General features: G+C 52.9%; 18 protein-coding genes and 1 riboswitch. Of the genes, 6 read left to right on the top strand and 12 right to left on the bottom strand.

The features are described from left to right. Positions 1–114: 114 nt before the first annotated feature. Positions 115–1,584: an alkyl sulfatase dimerization domain-containing protein gene (locus tag EYC87_RS04575; RefSeq protein ID WP_279251811.1), complete on the top strand. Its 1,470-nt coding sequence runs from the start codon at positions 115–117 to the stop codon at positions 1,582–1,584. Here the strand turns inward: EYC87_RS04575 and EYC87_RS04570 are convergent. The 5 genes from EYC87_RS04570 to EYC87_RS04550 all read right to left on the bottom strand — a co-directional run bounded on the left by EYC87_RS04570 (position 1,581) and on the right by EYC87_RS04550 (position 6,418). Further along, on the bottom strand, positions 1,581–2,633 hold the full coding sequence (locus EYC87_RS04570) for a 3-deoxy-7-phosphoheptulonate synthase (RefSeq protein WP_279251810.1): 1,053 nt from the start codon (positions 2,631–2,633) through the stop codon (positions 1,581–1,583). The genes EYC87_RS04575 and EYC87_RS04570 overlap by 4 nt on opposite strands. Positions 2,634–2,873: 240 nt before the next feature. Continuing rightward, on the bottom strand, positions 2,874–4,133 hold the full coding sequence (locus EYC87_RS04565) for a DSD1 family PLP-dependent enzyme (RefSeq protein ID WP_279251809.1): 1,260 nt from the start codon (positions 4,131–4,133) through the stop codon (positions 2,874–2,876). Beyond that, positions 4,133–5,506 (bottom strand): D-arabinono-1,4-lactone oxidase, encoded by a 1,374-nt coding sequence (locus EYC87_RS04560; protein WP_279251808.1) that lies wholly within the window; start codon positions 5,504–5,506, stop codon positions 4,133–4,135. The genes EYC87_RS04565 and EYC87_RS04560 overlap by 1 nt, the downstream gene beginning before the upstream one ends. 2 nt (positions 5,507–5,508) lie before the next feature. Then, entirely contained in the window at positions 5,509–5,856 is a 348-nt protein-coding gene (locus EYC87_RS04555) for a c-type cytochrome (RefSeq protein ID WP_279251807.1), read from the bottom strand. A 52-nt stretch (positions 5,857–5,908) separates the two neighbouring features. Next, positions 5,909–6,418 (bottom strand): DUF501 domain-containing protein, encoded by a 510-nt coding sequence (locus EYC87_RS04550; RefSeq protein WP_279251806.1) that lies wholly within the window; start codon positions 6,416–6,418, stop codon positions 5,909–5,911. A gap of 93 nt (positions 6,419–6,511) precedes the next feature. Then, positions 6,512–6,657: riboswitch (cobalamin riboswitch) on the top strand. Between the two features lie 96 nt (positions 6,658–6,753). Here EYC87_RS04550 and cobO point away from each other — a divergent pair. The 5 genes from cobO to EYC87_RS04525 are packed head-to-tail and all read left to right on the top strand — an operon-like array spanning position 6,754 to position 10,346. Next, positions 6,754–7,362, top strand: a complete 609-nt coding sequence (cobO, locus tag EYC87_RS04545; RefSeq protein WP_007230268.1) for a cob(I)yrinic acid a,c-diamide adenosyltransferase — start codon at positions 6,754–6,756, stop codon at positions 7,360–7,362. 2 nt (positions 7,363–7,364) lie between these two features. Further along, positions 7,365–7,658 (top strand): hypothetical protein, encoded by a 294-nt coding sequence (locus EYC87_RS04540; RefSeq protein ID WP_423243960.1) that lies wholly within the window; start codon positions 7,365–7,367, stop codon positions 7,656–7,658. After that, on the top strand, positions 7,655–8,689 hold the full coding sequence (locus EYC87_RS04535; protein ID WP_279251805.1) for a FecCD family ABC transporter permease: 1,035 nt from the start codon (positions 7,655–7,657) through the stop codon (positions 8,687–8,689). Before EYC87_RS04540 ends, EYC87_RS04535 begins: the two co-directional genes overlap by 4 nt. Beyond that, the gene (locus tag EYC87_RS04530; protein ID WP_279251804.1) at positions 8,689–9,468 is read left to right on the top strand and encodes a heme ABC transporter ATP-binding protein; all 780 of its coding nucleotides are present in this window, start codon (positions 8,689–8,691) and stop codon (positions 9,466–9,468) included. The genes EYC87_RS04535 and EYC87_RS04530 overlap by 1 nt, the downstream gene beginning before the upstream one ends. Next, complete coding sequence (locus EYC87_RS04525; protein ID WP_279251803.1) at positions 9,468–10,346, top strand: cobalamin-binding protein; 879 nt, start codon at positions 9,468–9,470, stop codon at positions 10,344–10,346. The genes EYC87_RS04530 and EYC87_RS04525 overlap by 1 nt, the downstream gene beginning before the upstream one ends. Here the strand turns inward: EYC87_RS04525 and sstT are convergent. The 7 genes from sstT to fdhF form a co-directional block, all read right to left on the bottom strand. Further along, a complete protein-coding gene (gene sstT / locus EYC87_RS04520) occupies positions 10,334–11,554 on the bottom strand; it encodes a serine/threonine transporter SstT (protein ID WP_007230283.1) in 1,221 nt (406 codons plus the stop codon). The two genes, EYC87_RS04525 and sstT, sit on opposite strands and share 13 nt — an antisense overlap. A 99-nt stretch (positions 11,555–11,653) precedes the next feature. Further along, complete coding sequence (locus EYC87_RS04515; protein WP_279251802.1) at positions 11,654–13,918, bottom strand: TonB-dependent receptor; 2,265 nt, start codon at positions 13,916–13,918, stop codon at positions 11,654–11,656. A 185-nt stretch (positions 13,919–14,103) separates the two neighbouring features. Then, entirely contained in the window at positions 14,104–14,628 is a 525-nt protein-coding gene (locus tag EYC87_RS04510; RefSeq protein WP_007230297.1) for a winged helix-turn-helix transcriptional regulator, read from the bottom strand. A gap of 194 nt (positions 14,629–14,822) precedes the next feature. After that, a complete protein-coding gene (locus tag EYC87_RS04505; RefSeq protein ID WP_279251801.1) occupies positions 14,823–15,542 on the bottom strand; it encodes an SIMPL domain-containing protein in 720 nt (239 codons plus the stop codon). Positions 15,543–15,547: 5 nt separating this feature from the next. Continuing rightward, positions 15,548–15,781 (bottom strand): formate dehydrogenase subunit delta, encoded by a 234-nt coding sequence (locus tag EYC87_RS04500; RefSeq protein ID WP_279251800.1) that lies wholly within the window; start codon positions 15,779–15,781, stop codon positions 15,548–15,550. Further along, on the bottom strand, positions 15,781–16,584 hold the full coding sequence (gene fdhD / locus EYC87_RS04495) for a formate dehydrogenase accessory sulfurtransferase FdhD (protein ID WP_279251799.1): 804 nt from the start codon (positions 16,582–16,584) through the stop codon (positions 15,781–15,783). The genes EYC87_RS04500 and fdhD overlap by 1 nt, the downstream gene beginning before the upstream one ends. Beyond that, positions 16,577–19,426, bottom strand: coding sequence for a formate dehydrogenase subunit alpha (gene fdhF / locus EYC87_RS04490; protein WP_279251798.1), 2,850 nt, complete (start codon positions 19,424–19,426; stop codon positions 16,577–16,579). The genes fdhD and fdhF overlap by 8 nt, the downstream gene beginning before the upstream one ends. Between the last annotated feature and the right edge of the window lie 6 nt (positions 19,427–19,432).

The raw sequence follows: 19,432 nt of genomic DNA, 5'->3' as shown, positions 1-19,432 counted from the left end.
CCCAGGGTTGCCCTTTTTTGTAGGTACAGTCCAGCCGGCATAATTCGGCCCGAATGGCCATTTATCAAACACCCACCTGACCGATAAAATGCTGGAAAATTTCTGGAGAATTACGTGAAAAATCTGTTGAGCTATTGCCTTGTGGCCGCCCTCTCACTTTTGATTGGAATGCTGCTTTCAGATACTGATATCGCCACCGTCGCTCGGGATACAGCAAATAAGGCCAGATCGGCCGCTGTTGAAGTGGTTGGGAATTCAGCTGGCGTTAAAACTCGCACCATGGTTTTAGCAGAAAACCCCGAAATCATCAGCCGCCTGATGGAAGGCGGTTCTTTCGGTGGCGAATACTCAATCGAAGCAGCGCAAAATATGTTCGGTCGCACCAAATCTGCCATTGAGGACGTACGCAAGAAAACCCATGTTGTTGAAGTCGGCCCTGGCAGCTACCTGATTCGAATGCCCATCGTAAACGCGGCATTTTTTGTCACCGAGGAAGGTGTCGTGTTGGTCGATGCCGGCATGGGGCCTGCAGGCCCTGCCGTTCTCGATGCCATACGTTCAGTAACAGACAAGCCCATCCACACCGTCATATATTCTCATGGACATGTTGATCACGCTTACGGTACCTGGGCGATTATAGAAGCCGGAGAAACACCGCAGATAATCGCACACGATTTACTCAAACCTCGCTTCAATCGTTATATTCGACTGCGAGGCTCACTGGCCAGATACATGAGTCAGCCGGAAGATCAGCTGCCCGCCTCCACCTCTGACCTGGTATGGCCTACCCGCTATTTCACTGACCGACTTGAAATCGAAGTCGGTGACGAAACCTTTATACTGCAACATCACAAAGGAGAAACTGACGATCAGCTTTACGTTTGGGTCCCCGGCCGTGAGGCGCTCGCCAGCGCCGACTACTACCAGGGGTTCCTCCCCAACGCAGGGAATGGCAAGCGCTCACAACGCCATGTCGAAGAATGGTCTGTGGCTATGAAGGAAATGGCTGCACTGAATCCACAAATTCTGCTACCAGCTCACGGTAAAGAAATTACTGAACCTGCGGTCATTCAAGAGAACTTCCTGGCGCTGGCAGAGGCTTTCGACTACATCGTCGACCACACGATTGATGGGCTCAACGCAGGCAAGCGTAAGGAACAGATTTTTGGCTCCGTACAACTACCGGAGCATCTGGCCAATCACCCCAGCCTTAACGTGCAGTACGTCACCCCCAACGACATTTCCAAAATGGTGATCAAGAAGTACACCGGCTGGTGGGATGATATTCCCTCAAACTGGACCCCCGCCTCTATGGAGCAGCAGGGCAATATGATTATCGAACTGGCGGGCGGCAACATCCCGGCAATCACCAGCTATGCTCGCAAACTGATTACTCAGGATATTCGGCTTGCATCGCACCTTACTGACTGGCTATTTTACGCAAGGCCTGACAACGCCGAAGTACAGCAACTGGTGTTTGATGTATACAAGTCAAGGATTCTCGATCCGGATACGAATACCATGGAGATGCTGACTTACCTGGACCAAATGACTGCGGCCAAAGAACGAGCTCGCAGGCGCTAGCCGCGACGCAGTTGCACCGCAGTGGCCAGTTCCAGCAGCAATGACTGGGTGTCATCCCAGTTAACGCAAGCGTCAGTGATACTCTGCCCGTAAGTTAGTGGCTGCCCCGACACTACGTCCTGGCGACCCTCTACCAGATTACTTTCAAGCATGATGCCGAAAATATTGTTGTTGCCTCGAGCCACCTGTGTAGCGATATCTGAGGCTACATCCAGCTGGCGAGCGGGAATTTTTCGACTATTGGCATGGGAGGCATCAATCATGATTCGTGCGGCCAGACCTCCCTTGGTCAACATATTACTGGCGTCATCGACTGAGAACATATCGTAATTGGGGTGCCTGCCTCCGCGAAGAATAATATGGCAGTCCTCATTGCCAGCGGTCTGAAAAATTGCCGAGTGTCCCTGCTTGGTCACCGATAAAAAGTTGTGAGGCTGTGAGGCTGAGTTAATAGCATCGACAGCGACCTGAATATCGCCGTCTGTAGCGTTCTTAAAGCCGACGGGGCAAGAAAGGCCGGACGCCAGTTCCCGATGAGTCTGACTCTCGGTAGTGCGCGCGCCAATAGCCCCCCAGGAGATCAAGTCCGCGTAATACTGCGGGCTGATCAAGTCCAGGTATTCAGTGCCGGTCGGTAGCCCCATGTCTGCAAGGTCAGCGAGAAGCCTCCGCGCGAGGTGCAAACCTTTGCTAATTTGAAATGTATTGTTCAGATCGGGGTCGTTTATCAGGCCTTTCCAGCCCACCGTGGTGCGTGGTTTCTCGAAGTACACTCGCATCACCACGAATACATCGTCGGCAACCGCGTCGGCCGCGGCTTTTAATTTCCCTGCGTATTCCCGCGCGGCATCCGGGTCATGGATAGAACAGGGGCCCACGATTACCAGCAGGCGATCATCTTCGCCAGTAAGTATGTTGTGTATGCTTCGCCGCGCGTTGGCGACGACAGAGGCAGCAGCATCACTAACACCAATGTCTCCAATTAATTGCTCAGGAGACATCAGCTCCTTGGTTTTCTGAATCCGGAGATCGTCTGTATTGGCAGTCATGTTCAATAAACCTTTCTGTGGCTTTAGCTAAGAGAGATAACCCTCTAAAAAAGGCGGACAATATAACACCGGCATGATCTCTTGGCATTAGAGGGTATTACTATTACCCAAGATCAATTGCTGCCGTTAGGCTTCTGAGATACTTTGAGCCGCGCAACGCTGGCGCAACGGGGCTCCTTGTTCGTCAGGGATGCACAGGTTAAAGCTCTCATGCACTGGCGGGGACCGCAAAGCCCAAATTCAGGCCTCGGTCATGAACACTGGCCACTGTTCGGTCACGCGACCCGCTTCATAAACGGCGATATCACCAAACTGTAAAAACACAAACTCACTCTGCGTAGGGCGCAAAAACACCCAGTCATCAGGCTGCAGATCAACACTGCTGGAACCATTAAACAGCTCTTGATTAGTTGAACGACCGTACAGCGGATTGGTACTCAGGCCTCGGGGAGAGACCGGTTCTGCTTTCCAATAGCCACCATAGGTGAAAAACGCACGCTCGCGATTTGGGTTCCACATAGCCTGCAACTTGCCCAAATCAATCCCTGGAATACGTGTTTGCTCAAGCCGTTTAAGCACCGGGGCAGCGATGTAGCTGGCGGCAATATGATCTTCCAGCGAGGGCAGATCGAAGTCAGAAGGCTTCACCAGGCACGAGCCCGCTGCCAATTCATTGAAGGGATAGTCACCGCGATCATATAGCTGATAGGTAGGGCTCCCCGCCGCATTCAGGATGGGAGCCACTGGCCAATCCGCGGCCAAAGTATTGCGAGCCAGTTCAAGATAATGGCTATAAGCAGCCATCGAAGCATCTCGATAGGTTTCCGGGTTGCCCGGCACTTTCACAATGTGCGGTTCGTAACCCATGAGTCCGCGAAACTTTAAATGCTCCGAATCCTGCAGCAGCGTCAACATCTCAAGAAAGTCAAAATCATTACTGACTCCACCTCTGTGCAACCCCACATCCAGCTCAATACAAATGGACAGGGTCTCACCCAACTCCGACGCCAGAGCAGCATATTGCATAACGCGCTCAGGTGTATCCAGCAGCCAGTGTAATTGTTGGGAAGCGGTGAATGGCCCACCTGAATATTCTGCATAAAAACTTCTTGCCGCAGCGACGGGCATCGGTTTACCGAGTAGAACATCTGCTTCTGGAAAAGCCACCGCCACCTGATTAATAAATGGCTGGTTGAACAACATCAGTCGATTACTGCCCGAGTATTTCATCACCTCTTCTAGCAGCGGCAGGGACGGAAGCGACTTAGCCACGATACGATAGGCAAAGCGATCATCAATATGACGCTTTAAGGTCGCTATATTTTCATGCAATGCGTTGCGGTCTATAACCAGAGTAGGCACCGCTCTGCCCTGCTGACCCAGACCTTCGCTTAGCGCTTGAAAATACGGCGCGTGGTTCTCTCCCGTATCTGTGGGACGCAGCAACCACCCGGCACCCGCCAATCCGGCCGCTCCAAGCAGCACGCTACGTCGGTTCATCAGCCGGTCTCGCCCATAAACAAATCACGCAGGTACGGATTAAGAAAGCGTCCTGTTGGGTCCATGTGGGCACGCACCTCAGCGAAGTCGTTCCAGTGTGGATACAATTCCTTGAAGTCGGCGCCGCCCAGACTGTTCAGTTTTCCCCAATGCGGCCTACCGCCATATTTTCTAAATATCGGTTCCAGTGTTTTGAAGTAGGGTTTGTAATCCTCTTCAAAGTAACGATGTACCGCGATTGACAGAGAGTCCTGCTGATAGAACGGGCTAAGCCAGATATCGTCCCCTTTGACATAGCGAACTTCAATGGGGAAAAACACCTCATGATGACTGCTTTCAAGCGTTGCAACGATTTCTCTTAATGCCTTTAAGCCCGCCTCTCGCGGCAGGTGATACTCCATCTCATTAAAACGCACGTTGCGTTCATTGGCATAGTTTTTCCAGGAGTTACCAATGGTGATCTCATCGGGAATAGTGCTGGCATAGGAGCCCAGAACCAATCGCCGCAGGGTGGGTGACCACTCCAACCAATCCCGCAGCATCTTAAGTTCCATTGCCCCTTCGTTGGGGTCATTCTTGCCAGTGGTACCCACAGGCTCGTCGGTGAGGTCATGAACGTCGGTGAAACCCATACCGGAAAACGGCACGTAGTAAAACTCGAAGTTTCGATGCTGGTCAGCCATGCTGTCGGCATTTTCCAACATTTCTTCAAATTCCATCCACACGGTTTCGCGACGCAGTCGATAGGGCTCCACGCTTTGCATTCGGACCTGAGTGATCAAACCCAGGCTGCCCAACGAAACTTTGGCCGCCTGAAACAATTCAGGCTTGTTGCGCGCATCACAATCCACCAGTTCGCCGCGAGCGTTGACAATTTGTAGACCCTTTACAAAGGTAGACATGCAGCCCAACCCAGCGCCCGTACCATGGGTTGCAGTCGCCAAACTGCCAGCGAGCGTCTGCTCGTCGATGTCAGGCATGTTAATCAATGCCTGACCTGCATCTTGCAGCGGCTGCCCTATATCCCCCAAGCGGGTGCCTCCGCCAATTGTGGCCTGCAGCGTCGCACTATCGGCATCACTCACGCCACCCAATCGAGATAAGGAAACCAGGGTGTCATCCGTTGGAACCAAAGGAGAGAAGGAATGCCCAGCGCCAACCGGGCGAATAATTCCCTCGGTACTTGCCACCAACTCCTGCAGTTCGGCCAGGCTTGCGGGCGCAATACGCGACTGAGGCAGACATTGCTGGGAACCCGACCAATTGCGCCATGGTAGGCGACGTTTCTCTGCAGCCATTGCAGGAAGTACACCATAGCGACTCGCCAATGCGAGTCCACCCATTGCCGCAATCAGGTTGCGTCTATTCAACATTGCTATTGCCCTGTCGCCATGAACACGATCAACGCCTCGAACTGGTCAGCATCACAGTCCATACAAAGCCCAAGGGGCGGCATTCCACCATAGCCATTAACCACATTATCCAGCAGTGTGTTGATACCCTTTGCCATGCGCGGAGCCCATGCAATCTTGTCACCCGTGAGCGGGGACCCCGTTCCCGCGACCGTATGACAACTGCGACAGCTGCGGTTATAAATACTGGCCAGTTCAGCGTCGGCAGGCTTGAGACTGCGGCTTACCGCTTCATTGCCAACCGTGCTCGCGTCACCGCAAGCACTTAGAACCAAAGCTAGCAAAACAACAACCGACATGCGAACAAACATAAGACACCCTATAAGTTAGCGATCACCACAAATTACAATAAATCCTGCGCCATTAATGACAAGACGAGTCCAGATTTTGTCGCCAATGTTCATCCAGCAACTTGCCCACTGTATTTGCAGTCACTAGATGCGCCGCATACCAGGTATGCAGGCAGCGTATGCGAGTATAGTCTGCGATGCCGCCTACGCCCTTTAACTGGAATACATCGGTGAAGCCCAGGCGCTCAATATGCCGTCGCTCTTCTTCTGATATGAAGCTGTCACGAAGAGCGATGTAGCACTTATGATCTTCAACCATAGCAGACTTGAGCTCGAGGCTATCATTGATTTTAGCCTGCATCAGGGCAATCAATCCGTTTGCCTCCTCACCATCGATCCGATAATTCAAGTCTGGGTCCACCAACCAGAATAGTGTTGGAAAAGGCTTCTCGTTTACCAATGACGCTACACGTATCACCCTGGGTTGTCCGTCGGGTCCCAAGACAGGTACATCCTCCAAACCACGAGGCTTGCGGCCTAACAGCCTGGCCACTTGTTCTCGCTGAACTTCTGATACTGTCACAATCGATTTCTCACAACGCATGAGCTTTGCATTCTACGACATTATGCAGTGCTTTCAGATACCTTCAGATTGACAAAGACCGGGCTCGCGCCCACAATCCAGCCCGTGCCAGGTGCCCGCCACAGGACTAACTGAGGGGCGGGTTAAATGGGAAGTGTGGTGAGATACCACCGCTGCCCCCGCAACGGTATACAGTCAATGACTGTAAGCCCGATACCTGCCTGGACTTTGCACCGATGAGGCGGAGGGCTTCATTAAAGGCTGCTCGATCTCGCTATCGCGTTCCCTGATTCCCTCCCTCGATTGCCAGCAAACAGGCCATATTGAGGACTAGCATGAACGACGAAAAAAAGAACGCCCGACACAAAGCCTCCATGGAGAAACAAAAGGCCAAAGTCGACTCCAATATTGAAGCCGCTGACGAAGAGCGCGGTGTTTCGATTCTGCTAACCGGTAACGGCAAAGGCAAGTCCAGTTCAGCCTTTGGCATGGTAATGCGGGCACTGGGCTACGGCCATAAAGTCGGCGTCATTCAATTTATCAAAGGGCAGCAGCTGTCCGGTGAAGAAATTTATCTCAAGAATCACTGTCCGGAGGTCGACTTTTACCAGATGGGCACCGGTTTTACCTGGGACACCCAGGACCGGGAAGGCGACATCAAGGCAGCCCAAGACACCTGGGCGGTGGCCCGTCCGATGCTGGACGACCCGAGTTACGACCTGGTTGTGCTCGACGAGATAACCTACATGCTGGCCTACAAATACTTGCCAGAGGAAACAATACTTGAAGCCATTGCCAACCGTCCTCGCAACCAGAGTGTAGTCGTTACCGGCCGCGGTGGCGGGTCCGCACTGCAGCAGCTGATGGATACTGTATCTGAGGTAAAAGAAATAAAACACGCCTTTCAGGCGGGTGTGAAAGCCAGGCTGGGCGTGGACTACTGACTGTGCCCGCAGCACTAATGATACAGGCAACGACGTCGGATGCTGGAAAGAGCGCACTGGTGGCAGGCTTGTATCGCATACTTTTTCGACGGAGCGTTAGTCCAGCTCCATTCAAATCTCAAAATAGCTTACTCAACAGCGCAGTGACCACGCAAGGTGGAAAAGTCGCTCGTAGGCAGGCTTCACAGGCCAAAGCGCCCGGGGTCCCCGCCCTGGCCGATATGAACCCCGTTCTGCTCAAGCCAACCAGCGATAAAGTTACCCAACTGTTCTCCCAGTGGTTCGATGCCGCATGATCATTGGCCGCGAAATCAAGGCAAAAAGACTACTGGTCATTTTGTTATTGCTGCTGCCCTTGTCATTACTGGGGGCATTAGCCTGGGGCAGTGTCAGTCTCGGTGTAGAAGAAAGTCTGCAGGCGCTGACACAGTTGCTCCAGCAATCGGGAGACCGGGCGTCCGTTATCATCGGGCAGATTCGGCTGCCTCGAGCCTTACTGGCGGCAATCGTCGGCGCGATGCTCGGCATCAGCGGCGCTGCTATGCAGGGTATTTTTCGCAATCCGCTGGCAGACCCTTCACTCATCGGTGTGACCGCCGGTGCATCTTTGGGCGCCAGTATAATGATCGCCAGCGCTGGTAGCTGGATTACCGGCCTGGGAGGTCTCGGATTGATTTCAGTGGGCGCCTTCGTTGGCGGCATGCTGGCGGTAATCATTGTTTATCGCTTAGCGAATTCCGAACAGGGCACCTCGGTAGCCACTATGTTATTGGCAGGTATCGCGATTACTGCTCTGGCGGGCGCGATGAATAGCATTCTGGAGCTATTCTCTTCCAATGAAATACTCAGGCGCATCAGCTTGTGGCGCATGGGGGGACTGGACGGCGCAGATTACCAACGAGTTACCGCTGCCCTGGCGGTATGTCTACTCGTTGTCTTAACCCTGCCACGCTATGCAACCGCTCTTAATGCGCTGTTGCTGGGGGAGTCAGAAGCCCGCTATCTGGGCGTAAATGTGGAAAAAACCAAGACCTGGATTGTCGTTGTCGTTGCCGTCGCTGTGGGCACCTCGGTTGCACTGGCAGGAACGATCGCTTTTATAGGCTTGGTGATTCCCCATATCGTGCGTCTGCTAATTGGCCCGGATCACCGCTATTTATTGCCGGCGTCTGCGCTGGCAGGAGCCATATTACTTGTCTGTGCGGACATCGTCGCCCGCACCGTGATTGCGCCAACAGAGTTGCCCGTTGGCATCGTTACCGCCTGTATAGGCGTGCCATTTTTTATCTCGCTCCTGCATCGCCGCAGCGATTACGGAATGCAGTAGTGAACGTGCTATCGCTAAATTCGGTCTGTGCTGCCCCTTATGGCAGCCCACTATTACAAGACATTTCCTTCAATTTGAAGGCCGGACAAGTACTGGGTTTGATGGGCCCCAATGGCGCCGGAAAGAGCAGCCTGTTGCACTGCATTGCCGGCGGCATACCCTGCACCTCCGGTGAGCTGTATCTCAATGAAATGCCGCTTAAAGATTGGCCGTTATTAGTCCGAGCTCGCGCCCTGGCGATGCAGGTTCAAAGCGCCGCCCTGAATTTCCCCTTTACCGTGGAAGAAGTCATCCTACTAGGCCGAACTCCCCATGCTTCGGGCAACCTGTGTGACAAAGAAGTCTTACAAGAGGTAATGACTGCGACCGACACCACGGAACTTCGACATCGCCCCTACACGCAGCTCTCTGGAGGCGAAAAACAGCGCGTGCAGCTGGCGCGAGCAGTAGCTCAGGTTTGGCGAGAAGAGGATGCCCCGACCAGACTGCTGCTGCTGGACGAACCCAACTCTGCTCTGGATTTATCACATCAACGGATGGTTCTAGACCTCGTTGCCACACTGGCAAAAACAGGTTGCACAATTATCTTGGCAACCCACGATTTCAATCTGCTTTCAGCCCATGCGAACCAGCTGCTAGTCATGCATCAGGGAACGCAACACAGTTACGGCACACCCGAGGAAGTGCTTACTCCAACAATGTTTCAACGGATTTTTAATGTCAGTGTCTTGGTACAGCGCCATCCTGAGAACAACTCACCCCTGGTTGTCCACGTCTAATGCAGCGCCTGCTTGGTCTTATAATTGCGCTCATCTTTAGCAGTGTCGGTCTAGCAGGCCCACAAGTTACTGACTCTATTGGCCGAGAAGTTACTCTGGCTAAGCCAGCCGAGACTATTATCGGTCTCGCTCCGCATATTGTGGAAAACCTGTTTAGCGCAGGTGCTGGAGATAAGCTGATAGGGGTCGTTAACTATAGTGACCATCCTGTGCAGGCCAGGTCTATTCCGCAAGTCGGGAGCGCTTATGCCTGGAGTCTGGAGACCGTAGTGGCAATGGATCCCGATTTGGTCGTGTTATGGGGCTCAGGCAATGGCACCGCCGCTCGATCACAGCTGGAGCGTCTCGGGATTAAAGTTTACGTCAGCGAACCCAGGGAACTGGAGGATATCGCCGACAGTATCCGTGACTTTGGCGTGCTTGCAGGGACTGAAGCAGAGGCCGAATTAAACGCGACAGCATTTGAAAATACGATTGAAGAACTAAGCGTGCTCCATCAAAACCAGCTACCTCTGACTGTGTTCTATCAGATATGGAATAAACCGCTACAGACTATCAATGGTCAACACATGATTAGCCACGTCATAGACCTCTGCGGGGGAAGCAATGTGTTTGCTGCAGAAACCCAGCTCGCTCCGCGAATCAGCCTGGAGTCAGTTCTGGACATTAACCCAGACGCGATCGTAGCCAGTGGCATGGGGGTAGCTCGACCGGAATGGCTTGACGACTGGAAACGCTATGACAGCCTGCACGCCGTCAAGCGAGATGCCCTACTCCACATCCACCCTGATATCATCCAGAGACCGACTGCCCGCATTGCCCTGGGCGCAGCCGATCTCTGCGCGCAATTAGCGGAAGTGAGATCTCAACTGCCTTGAGGTTGAGAGACCTGTGTCTCGCTTTTTCTCCAACGATCGACCGCATAACTGTAGACCACATCGGTGCTGGAATTTAGAGCGGTCTCTGCAGAGTCTTGAATGACACTGATGATAAAGCCAACCGCGACCACCTGCATGGACACGTCAAGAGGTATCCCAAACAGAGAGCACGCCAAGGGAATTAGCAAAAGACTGCCCGAGGGAACGCCGCTGGCCCCGCAGGCAGACAGCGCGCTAATCACACACAGCAAAAGCGCGGTAGCCAGCGAAACCTCAATACCAAGAGTATTCGCCGCCGCCAGGGTTAGTGTTGTGATCGTTATCGCCGCACCAGACATATTTACCGTAGCGCCCACCGGGATCGTGACTGTATAAAGTTCTTCACTTATCCCTAGCTTTTTGGCCAGGTTAAGGTTCACCGGAATATTGGCTGCCGAACTACGGGTGAAGAACGCGGTAATCCCCGACTCCTCGAGGCAGCGAAACACTATCGGATATGGATTACTGCGCGTCAGCAAAAAGACCAATAAAGGATTTACAAACAGGGCCATCACCAGCATTGCCGCTACCAGTAACACCGCCAGGTTTGCATAATTCGCCAGGGCCTCGACGCCAACTGTCGCCACGGTGACGCAAACCAGGCCAAAGATGCCAATAGGAGCCAGACGAATCACATAGCGCACAATCTGGCTGACGCCATCGGCCAACACCTGTAAATTTTGTTTAAAGGGAGCCGGGGCAGCGCGAAAACTGACACCCAACAGAACCGCCCAGCTAAGGCATCCAAGAAAATTACCAGTTAAGAGCGCATTAATAGGATTGTCGATCAACTTAAATAGAACATCGGTTAACACCGAACCGACAGCATCAGGCGGCGCACCATCAGCAGCTCCGGTCAGCGCGATCGTTTGAGGAAACAGCTGGCTGAGGAGCAACGCCACTAACGCCGCACTCACCATACCGATCAGATAGAGGCACAAAACCACCAGCGTTTTGCGACCATCGCTACCGGTTTCATGACGGTTGGCAATAGCCGACATCACCAGCACCAACACCAGCAAGGGTGCCACTGCTTTAAGCATACCTACGAAGAGCTGGCCGAATAGGCCCAGTGTCTTTCCGAGCTCGGGAAACAATACACCGGTAAGTGCACCCAGAGTGACACCAATTAATATCTGTGGCACCAGACCCAACTCTTTCACTTTCATGTATTTCCTCGTGCTTATATTCTTATTATCGTCCTACCTCACTATAACCTTAAAAAAGGCCCTACACTCACGTGCAGGGCCTTTTTGTGCCGGCGTTTATCAGAAGCTATAGCTAACTGACACGCCATAGGTGCGCGGACGATTGCGTACCGTGCGATCATAAGCTGGAATATTAAATGCCAGCACATCGCTGTAGGTATAAATAGCTTCCTCATCCATCAGGTTGTCGACAAACAGCACCGCCTCCCAGTCGCCATCACTGGTATAGCCGACGCGTAAGTCAACAATCTCATAATCGGGCTTTACGTTACCCGAAATAATGCCATTGTCAGTCAGGTCGTCACCGGGCTGGCCTGCCAATTCAAGCGTCTCATCAACATAGCTGTAGCTTAATACAGTGAACACTTCGCCACTTTTGATTGGAATCGTCCAATCCAGCGAGATGTTGTAGGTCCACTCAGGAACATCGGCCAACAAGTCGCCAGACTCTATGCCGGCCTGAGGCACATCATCTTTAAACTCGGCATCCGTATAACCTACACCCATGTTTAGATTCAGATTGTCAGTAATAGACGCCGCCAACTCCATCTCGACACCGCGAGATTCAGCTTCGCCAATATTGGTAGTGAAGTTAAAGCCACACTCGCCACTCGTGTTAACAACTTGTTGGATATCGTCCCACTGCATTTGGTAAACAGCGCCGTTGAAGCGCAGGCTGTCTCCAATCATGGTTTTCCAACCCAATTCTGTATTAACAACCTCATCACCTTCATAGGAATCGGGGCTACCGGAAATTCCTAGTTCGTTCAGATCCTGGTTACAGGCGTAGGCTGTTGTCTCCGCTGGATTAGTGCTGCGAGGTACCGAACGATTACCGCCGCCGGGGCGCGACCCGTTCGAGACGGTCGCGTACACTTGACTCACATCAGTCACATGGAATGTACCCGTGACCTTGCCATGAACGTCATCATCAGACACCGAGAGGTCAAGAATATTCGCCTGATCCCTGTCTGTTCCACCATTGGCGCCATCATAGACAAAACCCCAATCTTCCTTGTACTGATCGAAGTCGTAATCCAGGTAGCGTCCGCCTACGGTCAAAGTGAATCGTTCGCCAATATCCATGCCAAGCTCACCGAACACAGCATATTCTTTATAGCTCTTCTCATCCTGGGTATTAGCGAGACCAAAGGGAGAAAGGTTAATGTCAAAGCCGCGCTGCATACGATAGCCAGAGTCAGCTGTCGCGTCTTTATAAAATACGCCGGCAAGCCACTGCAGCGAATTATCAGTGGTTGAGCTCAACCTCGCCTCAAAGGTCAGGTCGTCCAAATCCACTGACTCGTCGGCATAGACTGCTTCACTGCCCTGACCAACTGCAGCAAAAGTCTGGTCTGTAAGATCTTCAACATTTTCGAGCTCGCGATTGAGCTGGGAAAGACTTGCCACCAGAGCCATAGATTCGAAATCTTGACCATAGGTCAGGTTAAACATTGTGAATTCATCCTCAAACGGCTCTGCTGCGTCGAACTCGCGTACTTGAAGAAACTCGTCATTGGGGCCGTCATAGCTTGGCTTTCCATCCATCTCATTTTTCTGGTAGAACACAAAAGGCTGAATGTAAGCGTTATCAAACTCATGCCGGTAGGCAACGCGCAACGCAGTCGATTCCTCTGAATTGACCTCATCGTCAAACGTCTCACCTGTCTCACGATCTACTCTGTCAATAAAGCCGCTTCGATCTGTAAAGGAACCAACCACACGCAATGCACCGTTATCACTCACGGGGGCGTTATACATGCCATTGAGAACATAGTTCATGCCCCCTTCTTTGGTATCCGAGAGTTCAGCATTAACGCTGCCCTCTGATTCGCCTACGAGCGGCTGACCCGTTATCAGTCGAACCGTACCACCCATCGAACTGGATCCGTACAAGGTCCCCTGTGGGCCGCGCAGAACTTCCACCTGCTTCAGATCATAAAGCTTTGGGTCCACGATGGTTTGAGCAAAAGAAGTCGAGGAACCGGATGAGATCGTCGAAATTGGCATTTCATCGATATAGAAACTGACGGTTGGCGCTACGCCGGTGGCTGCAGATATTCCACGAATATTCAGCTTGGTGCGGCCGGGACCGGACGAACGTAAAGACAGTGACGGAACAGAAGCTGCCAAATCATTGAAATCTGCAGCACCCAGGCGAGTAATCGACTCGCCTGAAATAGCTGAGATACTCATAGAGACGTCTTGCAGACTCTCAACCCGCTTGGAGGCAGTGACGATAACCTCTTCCAACTGGGCATTTGCCCCTGAAGATAAGACTGAAAGTACGGCTGCAGCCATCGCCGCTTGCTTGAAGTTTTGCATTGTAGTAATCCCTCGCGTGAACAAAATTTGCGGTGACAAACTTATTAGGTCTGCGATTCTATACCTTAAACACAGGCCTTGCGGTGGCAGCTAACGTAACTATTTCATACGATTAATAAGGCGGGAAGTCCGTAATTCGGACCAGGGTTAGTCGAATATATGCTGACTAGACGGCTGGACAACGATTACACAGAACGTCGCAGCAACGGCGGAATCTCGTCGAAGGTCTCGCCCTCTACTCGCAAGCGTTCTGCCAATTCCTTGAGTGCCGACCCCAGTCTGGGAGTCACCTCTTCAGGCCGCAGTGGCTCGTGACACTCGCTGCACGTCAACGTGGGCTGGGTCTTCTGACCGCAGTTTTGATGCACGTACTCCAGCGGAGCGCCCTCTCCCTTGTCCATCCATTCGTCGCCCCAGTGAGCCAGGCTCATTAGCACCGGATAAAGCCCCAGTCCCTTGCGAGTAAGTCGATATTCATGACGCAGGGGGCGCTCGTTATAGGGCACTTTCACCAACACACCAGCATCCACCAGTTTGCCTAATCGCTCCGATAGGCGATGCCTGGTAATGCCCAGGTTGCTTTGAAACTGGTCAAATCGTCGCGTACCCAGAAATGCGTCCCGAATAATCAGCATAGTCCAACGCTCTCCCACGACCGAGAGTGAGCGGGCTACCGAGCATACCTGCTTGTCTATATCGTCCCAGCGCATGTTGACTCCGAATTTGCGGCCTTATGATGGCAATTTAGCATATTCATTCTTAAATGGAACTATCAAAGCCACGGTTCACGACGCTTGAACCCGGGACATAAAAAAGGGCGGCTAAAGCCACCCTTTCCAGCCACTGCACTATCCTAATCCCACCGGTTGGCGCGAAATATGAATCAACAGTGCTGTGCGAGCGCCTACTGATCGATGGAAAAACTCATGTGCACCAACACCTGATAGCTATTTTCACCTGCCATCATCGGGACCGCATCGGCCGCCTCACTCATCATCATTTTCTCAGAGCGATAATGTCGCGGCTGCGGCATGTGAGTTTGTTCAGAAATTTCGCTGACATCTCCCAGTACCACGCCCGCGGCATCAGCCAAGGTGCGCGCTTTGGCCATGGCGTCTTTCACAGCACCGGCGCGGGCTGTTGCGACTGCTGCGGAGGGGTCGTCGTTAGTGAAGCTAACATTTCCACCTTCATTCACGCCAAGGCTGACCGACTTATCCAACAGGCTTCCCAATGCCTTCAAATCACGTACTGTCACAGTAATACTGTTTCGAACAATATAACCCGCTAACTCCGGTGGCTTTTCACTGCGAGGCTTAGGGTAAAAGTAACGAGGTTGAATTGAAAAATTACTGGTCTGCAAGTCCCGTTCCGCAACACCACCAGCGCGCATAGCCTTTAACACCTCAGCCATTGCACTGGAATTAGCATCCAATGCCAAACGCGCAGTACCTGCCTCGCGCATAACTGTAAGTTGCAGCAGCGCCATATCCGGCGCAATACTCACTTCGGCCTGGCCACTCACACGAATCTGGGGGTCTGGTGCGTCGGCAAGCAAAGGCGGAGAAACAACAAGCAATACAACAGCCGCCAGGCTGATCAAACTGAAAAAACGCGTATTCATAAACATTAACTCCCGATCTGGCCGCGCTGCTGTTCCAGCATCAAGTTGACGGCGGGGGATAGAGGCACCTCGCTGTCCGCGGCTTCAATGGATAATTTTTCACGCATAGCCCGAGTCCAGAATTTTTTCAGATGCTCTCCAGTCTTGCGTGCTGCCTCTGTTAGATTGCGCTTCTCACCAAAGTTCAATGCAATCTGGTTCGCCATACTGACAAGGTGTTCGATCTGTTGCCCCGACATTAGTCTTGTGCCTCCTGAAATCTGAATTCGCCGTTGTAAATTACCTGCCTGCCTGTCTGTACAAATCCAACGAGCGTGATTTGGGCGGCCTCGGCCTGCTTTACCGCAAGCGCGGTGGGTGCGGACACGGCCGCTAACACTGGCACGTTGCAAGCTGCCGCTTTTGCCACCATTTCATAACTCAATCTGCTGGTCAGCAAAACGAAGCCTTCTCGACCTTCTTTTCCAGACACCATCGCGCCCAGTAATTTATCCAACGCGTTATGCCTGCCTACGTCTTCGCGTACCAACCGGATACTGCCAGCTGCATCACACCAGACGGCGCCGTGAACGCCGCCGGTTTTTGTTTTCAGCATCTGGGCCCTGGCAAGCCCCTGCAAACCAAGTTGAACCGCCTCGTGGGTCAGGCGCACGTCCGCAGTGACTTGGCGAGGCGGCGTAATTGCCTGTTCCAAAGACTCCACCCCACACAGCCCACAGCCGGTGCGACCGGTCAGGTTTCTACGCCTTTGTTTGAGGGCAGCGAAAGGCTCAGCATTGATTTCCATGATCACCTCGATTCCCTGATCTCTCGCCACCACATCCAGGCCAATTAATTGATCAGCGTCAGCAAGAATGCCCTCGGACAAGCTGAAGCCCAAAGCCAGATCGGCCAGATCTGCAGGGGTAGCCATCATTACGGCGTGGGATATACCGTTATAAACCAGCGCTACGGGGGATTCTTCTACAACCTGGTCCGAATCCTCGCTAACACGACCCTGGCGCCAAACCTTGCGCGACAGGGTAAAGGTAGTATCAGGCATCCTCCGTCGCCTGTTTCAGCAGCTGATGCTGACGGCGATCAAACTTTTGCTGCCTCGCCTGCCAAGCAGAAGGTTCATTAACCTTGCTAACCTGAACGGCAGTCACCTTGTACTCAGGGCAATTCGTTGCCCAATCCGAGTTGTCGGTAGTCACCACATTGGCGCCTGATACCGGATGATGGAACGTGGTGTATATCACTCCCGGCTTAACCCGATCAGAAATGTGTGCGTGCAGCACCGTGGTGCCTACCCTGCTTTGAATCCCCACCCAGTCGCCTTCGTTGATGCCTCGCTCCTGCGCGTCATGGGAGTGAATCTCCAGCAAGTCCTCCTCATGCCAGGTACTGTTTTCAGTGCGACGGGTCTGCGCTCCGACGTTGTATTGACTGAGGATACGTCCGGTAGTGAGCAACAACGGAAAGCGCTTGTTGGCTCGTTCTTCCGTAGGCACGAATTCGGTAACCGCAAAATAACCTTTACCGCGCACAAATTCGTCCACGTGCATGGTCGGCGTGCCCTCAGGGGCAAGCTCATTACAAGGCCATTGAATACTGCCAAGTTCATCCAATAAGGAATAACTGACACCATGGAAAGTGGGCGTCAGCTTGGCAATTTCATCCATAATTTCTGAGGGGTGCTGGTAATTCATGTCACAGCCCAGGGCATTGGCGAAGGCCACTGTAGCCTCCCAATCCGCTTTCCCTGACAGAGGCGACATTACTTTGCGTACTGACGAAATCCGACGCTCTGCATTAATAAACGTACCGTCTTTCTCAAGAAAAGAGGCGCCGGGTAAAAAGACATGGGCGAACTTGGCCGTTTCGTTAAGGAAGATATCCTGCACCACCAAACAATCCAGTGCACCGAGAGCTGCTTCAATGTGGTGCGTATTAGGATCGGACTGCGCCACGTCTTCACCCTGGCAATAAAGCCCTCGGAATTGTCCGTCCACCGCAGCATCGAACATGTTGGGAATCCGCATGCCAGGCTCCGGATCCAGATCCACCTGCCATTCTGCTTCAAACAGTGCGCGGGTGGCAGCATCCGACAAGTGCCGGTAACCGGGCAATTCATGGGGAAAGGAGCCCATATCGCAAGAGCCCTGCACATTGTTCTGGCCGCGCATGGGATTGACCCCGACCCCCTCACGACCAAGATTACCGGTCAACATGGCGAGATTAGCAATACCCATGACGGCAGTGGAACCCTGGCTGTGCTCGGTCACACCCAAACCGTAGTAAATGGCACCGTTAGGCGCGCTGGCATACAAACGCGCAGCTTCACGCAGGGTTTGTGGGTCGACGCCGGTGGCCTGTTCCAGTGATTCAGGGGATTGACTGTCATCGGCAATGAACGCCTGCCATTCACTGAACGCTTCTGACTCACAGCGCTGGCCGATGAACTCAGCGTCGTGCAGGTTTTCAGTAACGATGACATGCGCCAGAGCGTTCAGCAGGGCGACGTTTGCTCCGGGGTTAACCGGCAAGTGATAATCGGCACGAATATGCGGCGAGCTCACCAGCTCAATCTTGCGGGGGTCAATCACAATCAGTTTGGCCCCCTCCCGCAGCCGCCGTTTTAACCTCGAGGCAAACACGGGGTGCGCTTCGGTGGGATTGGCGCCCATTACGATTGCCACATCTGTCTTTGCCACAGACGCAAAGGTCTGGGTACCTGCTGATTCACCCAGCGTAGTCTTCAAGCCAAAACCCGTCGGCGAATGACAAACTCTGGCGCAGGTATCAACATTATTATTGCCGAAGCCCGCTCGCACCAGTTTCTGGATCAGATAGACCTCTTCATTAGTGCAGCGACTGGAGCTAATAGCGCCGATACTATTACGTCCGTACTCTTGTTGAATTTTGCGGAAACGTTGCGCCGCGAAATTCACTGCCTCATCCCAGCTCACCTTACGCCAGGGTTCATCGATACTGTCTCGAATCATCGGCGATGTAATACGATCAGGATGTGTAGCGTAGCCGAAGGCAAAGCGACCCTTTACGCAGGCGTGTCCCTCGTTAGCTTTACCCTCTTTCCACGGCGTCATTCGCACTACCTGCTCGCCCTTAAGCTCCGCGCGAAAGCCACAGCCCACGCCACAATAAGCACAGGTTGTCAGCACCGTATGTTCGGGTTTCCCCTGTTCAATAATACTGTTTTCAGTGAGCGTTGCCGTTGGACAGGCATCAACACAGGCGCCGCAGGATACACATTCAGAATTCAGGAAATCAACGCCACCGGCGCTGACTTTGGAGTCAAAGCCGCGGCCTTCAATGGTCAGCGCGAAGGTCCCCTGAGTTTCCTCACAGGCACGCACGCAGCGCGAACAGACGATGCATTTGGAAGGATCAAACGTGAAGTAGGGATTGGATTCGTCTTTCTCCGCAGCCAAATGGTTTTCGCCTTCAAAACCATAGCGCACTTCGCGCAGTCCAACCTCGCCGGCAGTGTCCTGTAACTCACAGTCGCCGTTGGTCGGGCAGGTCAAACAATCCAGCGGGTGGTCCGAAATATAAAGTTCCATCACTCCATTGCGAATTTTAGCCAACTTCGGCGTTTGAGTTTGCACCTGCATCCCTTCCTCCACCGGCGTAGTGCAGGAAGCGGGGTAACCTCTGCGTCCCTCTATCTCAACCAGGCAGATACGACAGGAGCCAAAGGCGTCGATCGAATCGGTGGCGCAAAGCTTGGGGACTTTGATTCCCACCAGAGCAGCGGCTCGCATTATCGAGGTGCCCGCAGGCACTTCTATAGAAACACCGTCGATATTTGCCGACACCATTTCGGAAGATTGGACCGGGGGCGTGCCGTAGTCTTTTTCCGGTTCGTAATATTGCAGCATCGTGTT

Source organism: Candidatus Seongchinamella marina, assembly GCF_026262685.1.
Lineage (GTDB): Bacteria > Pseudomonadota > Gammaproteobacteria > Pseudomonadales > Halieaceae > Halioglobus > Halioglobus marinus.
The sequence above is the reverse complement of the archived record's forward strand: the minus strand, read 5'-3'. Positions and strand labels throughout refer to the sequence as shown.